Source organism: Ideonella azotifigens (genome assembly GCF_006519715.1).
GTDB classification, from domain to species: Bacteria; Pseudomonadota; Gammaproteobacteria; order Burkholderiales; family Burkholderiaceae_C; genus Ideonella; species Ideonella azotifigens.
This window is the reverse complement of the sequence record NZ_VIDT01000465.1, coordinates 1-4,502: the sequence shown is the minus strand read 5'-3', so window position 1 is coordinate 4,502 and position 4,502 is coordinate 1. Positions and strand designations below refer to the sequence as shown.

Annotated in this window: 4 protein-coding genes and 1 pseudogene; all 5 read left to right on the top strand. The window is 67.0% G+C overall.

Annotated features, from left to right (window positions below; genetic code table 11):
- Nucleotides 1-250 (top strand): annotated as a pseudogene (locus FKP22_RS32450) (hypothetical protein); the annotation flags it as partial.
- A 75-nt stretch (nucleotides 251-325) separates the two neighbouring features.
- Nucleotides 326-550 (top strand): addiction module protein, encoded by a 225-nt coding sequence (locus tag FKP22_RS22005; RefSeq protein WP_141289827.1) that lies wholly within the window; start codon nucleotides 326-328, stop codon nucleotides 548-550.
- Nucleotides 547-840, top strand: coding sequence for a type II toxin-antitoxin system RelE/ParE family toxin (locus tag FKP22_RS34535; RefSeq protein WP_141289826.1), 294 nt, complete (start codon nucleotides 547-549; stop codon nucleotides 838-840). The genes FKP22_RS22005 and FKP22_RS34535 overlap by 4 nt, the downstream gene beginning before the upstream one ends.
- The gene (locus FKP22_RS21995; RefSeq protein WP_141289825.1) at nucleotides 803-1,141 is read left to right on the top strand and encodes a hypothetical protein; all 339 of its coding nucleotides are present in this window, start codon (nucleotides 803-805) and stop codon (nucleotides 1,139-1,141) included. Before FKP22_RS34535 ends, FKP22_RS21995 begins: the two co-directional genes overlap by 38 nt.
- Nucleotides 1,142-1,314: 173 nt before the next feature.
- On the top strand, nucleotides 1,315-4,146 hold the full coding sequence (locus FKP22_RS21990; protein WP_141289824.1) for an ExeM/NucH family extracellular endonuclease: 2,832 nt from the start codon (nucleotides 1,315-1,317) through the stop codon (nucleotides 4,144-4,146).
- Nucleotides 4,147-4,502: the final 356 nt, after the last annotated feature.

Sequence of the window (4,502 nt, the reverse complement as noted above, 5' to 3'; positions counted from 1 at the left end):
GCCCATCAGCCTGGGCCTGTGCGGCACGGCCGGCGGCGGCATGGCCACGCTGCAGGCCAGCGCAGGCACGGCGCTCGCAGTCGCGCTGGTGCACACGCTGGCGATGATGCTCACCGGCCTGGCCATCGCCTGGCTGGTCTACCGCCACCTGGGGCTGCGTTTCCTGAAGCAGGGCTGGTTCAACCTGGACGCGGTGTGGGGCGCCAGCCTGGTGGTGACGGGTGGGCTGAGTGCGGCGCTGGCCTGGTAAGGACGTCCTTTCTCAGGCCAATCTCCCTGGAGCTTGTGGCATGCTTATCGTTCTGTGAACAGAACGAGGTGTGCGATGACCATCCCGATTGAAGTGCTCGAGGCTGAGGCGTTAAGCCTGCCACAGGCGGACAGGTCGAGGCTTGTAGACCGACTTCTGGCCAGTCTTGGACACGACCCGGAATGGGAGGAAGCTTGGTCCGAGGAGGCTGACCGACGGGAAGCGCGCATCGCTGATGGCCAAGCGCAGTGGATCAGCGGACCTGATGCGGTAGCGCGTATCCGTGCTTCGCTGAAGTGACCTATGTACTCACGCCGGAAGCTGAAGCCGAGTTGTCAGACGCGGCCTCCTTCTGCAGGCGACAGTTCGGAGCCTTCGCCGCGGAGAACTTCCTCGCCACCTTCGAAGCGAAAGCTTGCCTGATCGCTGAGTTTCCAGGTGTCGGGACAGCAACTTCAAAGGGCCGCTACCTGTTTCCAATCGGACGGTATCCGTTCTCGATGCTTTATCGAGTCGAAGGTGGAGCCGTCCGCATCAGCGCTGTCGCACATCATGGTCGGCGACCAGGATACTGGCGCAAGCGGCGATGATCAGGAAACGCAGGCCCTTCTAGGACAGCGCCATCACGGCTGGCGCCAGGCCGAGTTTCTTGGCCGCCGGGCAAACTTGCGGTCGTCGAATGGGGCGACGTCGCGTCTTGGCACCCGCTTCATCGTTGTTGTCGTGGCGGGCCAGGACGTTGGTGCTAAGGCCGGTCATCGTTTGACCACGCGCTTCGCCAAAGTGGCGAGATCGAAGTCCGTTGGCACGGCAGCGCGCCGGCTCTTGAGCATGCCAAATCCGCTGCTGGCCTCGTCAGGCGGTGAACTGCGGACCCGCATCTCGACGTGATCGTCGACCAGCAGGAACTCGACGAATCAACGCGCAGGTTTCTTCGGCGGACGGTCAAGGCGAGACCCCTAGAACACGCGCTGTTACCGCATCGTCAGGACTTCGACACGGGAGCGTCATCGACACTCGCCAAGCTCGCCGTCTACCCAGACCAAGTGGAGACCGTCCCCGTCATGAAACTCAATCCCATCCTCGCCGCGGCCCTGCTCGCGGCCTCGGCTTCGGCCAGCTTTGCGTCCACCAGTGGCGTCGTCATCAGCCAGGCCTATGGCGGCGGTGGCAACAGCGGTGCCACGCTGAAGAACGACTTCATCGAGCTGTACAACGCCGGCGCCGCAGCGGTTTCGTTGAATGGCTGGTCGGTGCAGTACAACTCCACCACCGGCACTGCCAGCTGGGGCGTCACGACGCTAAGCAACATCACGCTGCAGCCCGGCCAGTACTACCTGGTGCAGGAAAGCGCCGGCACCGGCGGCACGCAGAACCTGCCGACGCCGGACGCCACCGGCACGCTGGCGCTGAGCGGCACAGGCGGCAAGGTTGCGCTGGTCAGCAGCACGACGGCGCTGACCGGCGACAAGCCGAGCTCGGCCAGCATCGTCGACCTGGTCGGCTACGGCAGCGCCAACTACTTCGAAGGCAGCGCCGCAGCGCCCGCCACCACCAACACCACCGCTGTGCAGCGCGCGGCCGCCGGCTGCACCGACACCGACCAGAACAGCGCCGACTTCGCCGCCGGCACGCCCGCACCGCGCAACACCGCCAGTCCGGTCGGCACCTGCACCGTCAGCGGTCCGACGCAGCGCACGATTCCCGAGATCCAGGGCAGCGGCGGTGCCAGCCCGTTTGTCGGCGAGAAGGTGCAGACCAGCGGCGTCGTCACGCTGGTCACCAATAACAGCTTCTACATGCAGGACCTGAACGGCGACGGCAATGCCGCCACGTCCGACGGCATCCTGGTCTACACCGGCAGCGCGCCCACCGTGGTGGCCGGCCAGCTGGTGCAGCTGCAAGGCACGGTGGCCGAGTTCAACACCGGCGCCGCCACCAACGCCGATACGCTGGCCCACACCGTGACCGAGCTGACCGGCATCAGCGGCATCAGCGTGCTGTCCAGTGGCAATGTCATCACGCCGACGGTCGTCACGCTGCCCGAGAGCGTGGACGGCGAGCTGGAGCGTTACGAGGGCATGCTGGTCACGATCAACGGCCCGCTGACCGTGCAGCAGAACTACTTCCTCGGCCGCTACGGCCAGCTGTCGCTCGCGGTGAACGGCCGCCAGGAACAGCCGACCAACCGCTTCCGTCCGGGCGCAGACGCGCAGGCGCTGAACGACGCGAACAACCGCGCCCGCATCCTGCTGGACGACGGCACGTCCGTGCAGAACCCGAACCCCACGCCCTACATCGGCGCCGACAACACGGTGCGCGCCGGCGACACCATCGCCACGCTGACCGGCGTCATCGACTACGGCCTGGCCACCTCCAGCAACACCGACTACGGCGACTACAAGATCCAGCCGGTCGGCGCGGTGGCCATCACCCGCGCCAACGTCCGCCCCACGGTGCCCGCCACCACCGGCGGCAACCTGCGCGTGGCCAGCTTCAACGTGCTGAACTTCTTCACCACCTTCACCGACGGCACCACCGCCGATGGCCAGAGCGGCCAGGGCTGCACGCTGGGTGACAGCACATCGGCCTCGAACTGCCGCGGTGCCAACAACGTCGCCGAGTTCGAGCGCCAGCGCGCCAAGATCGTCGAAGCCATCGCCGCGATCGACGCCGACGCGCTGGGCCTGATGGAGATGCAGAACAACGGCTCGACGGCAGTGCAGAACCTGGTCGACGCGCTGAACGCCAAGGTTGGCGCCGGCACCTACGCCATCGTGCCGGACCCGGCCGCCGGCACCGGCACCGACGCGATCAAGGTCGCGATGATCTACAAGCCGGCCCGTCTGGCACCGGCCGGCCTGGCCTCGTCGGACACCGATCCTGTCAACAACCGCCCGACGCTGGCGCAGACCCTGGTCGCTGCCAACGGCCAGCGATTCACGTTGGTGGTCAACCACCTGAAGTCCAAGAGCAGCTGCCCGGCGGTGGGCGACGCCAACTACGAAGGCAACTTCGACAGCGGCGACGGCCAGGGCTGCTGGAACGCCCAGCGTGTGCAGCAGGCCCAGCGCCTGATCACCTGGGTCAACAGCCTGAGCGCGGGCGCCGGCACGACCGACGCGGTGCTGCTGGGCGACTTCAATGCCTACGCCCAGGAAGACCCGGTGGCCACGCTGGTGAACGGCGGCTTCCAGGACCAGATCGCGCGCTTCAACAGCTTCGGTTATTCGTACGTGTTCAACGGCGTCTCGGGCCGGCTGGACCATGGCTTCGTCAGCCCGTCGCTGGCGGCGAAGGTGACGGACGCGACCGACTTCCACATCAACGCCGACGAGCCGGCCATCATCGACTACAACACCGAGTTCAAGCAGCCGGCCTGCCCGACCTGCGGCCCGGACTACTACAGCGCCACCGAGTACCGCTCGTCCGACCATGACCCGATGGTGATGGGCCTGTCGCTGCTGACCACCATCCAGGGCACTGACGGCCGCGAGGAGATCATCGGCACCGCGGGTGACGACGTGATCATCGGCGGCGGAAAGATCGACAAGATCACCACCGGCGCTGGCAAGGACCTGGTCGTCATCAACGCCGTGGCCGACGCGATGGACCTGGTGACCGACTTCGTGCCGGGCGAAGACCGCGTCGACCTGCACGGCCTGCTGGCCAGCATCGGCTACACCGGCAGCGACCCGATCGCCGACGGCACGATCCGCGTGGCCGACGGCCAGCGCGGTGCCAAGGTCCAGCTGAAGACCGCGACCAGCCGCACCGGCTACCAGACCATGGTGTTGCTGCAGGGCGTGTCGGCAGCCGACATCGTGCCCTCGCGCGACCTCGTGCTGAGTGGCCCCACGCTGCAGAAAAAGCGCAGCCGCAAGTCGGTGCACTAAGACCCGGCTGAGCCCGGGCGGCGGTGGCAATCCGCCACCCCGCCCCGATGACCCCATGCGACCCACCGGTTACATGGGGTCATCTTCTTGGGGCTTTCCCCTGCGGACAGTGCGGATCGCCAGCCGCGCCGGGCGAGAATTGCGCCAGCGGTGCCCGGCAACGGCGGGCCGGAAGGAACAAGGCAAATGGCGCAGGAAGAACACAAGAGCGGCGTGCTGGAGACGCTGATGCACGGCCTGGTGGCCGGCGTGGCCGAGGGCATGGTGCGCGAGGAAGAGCACGCGCCAGCGACGGCCGTGGCCGGCTATCCGCACCTGGTGGCCGACATTGGCGGCACCAACGCCCGCTTCGGCCT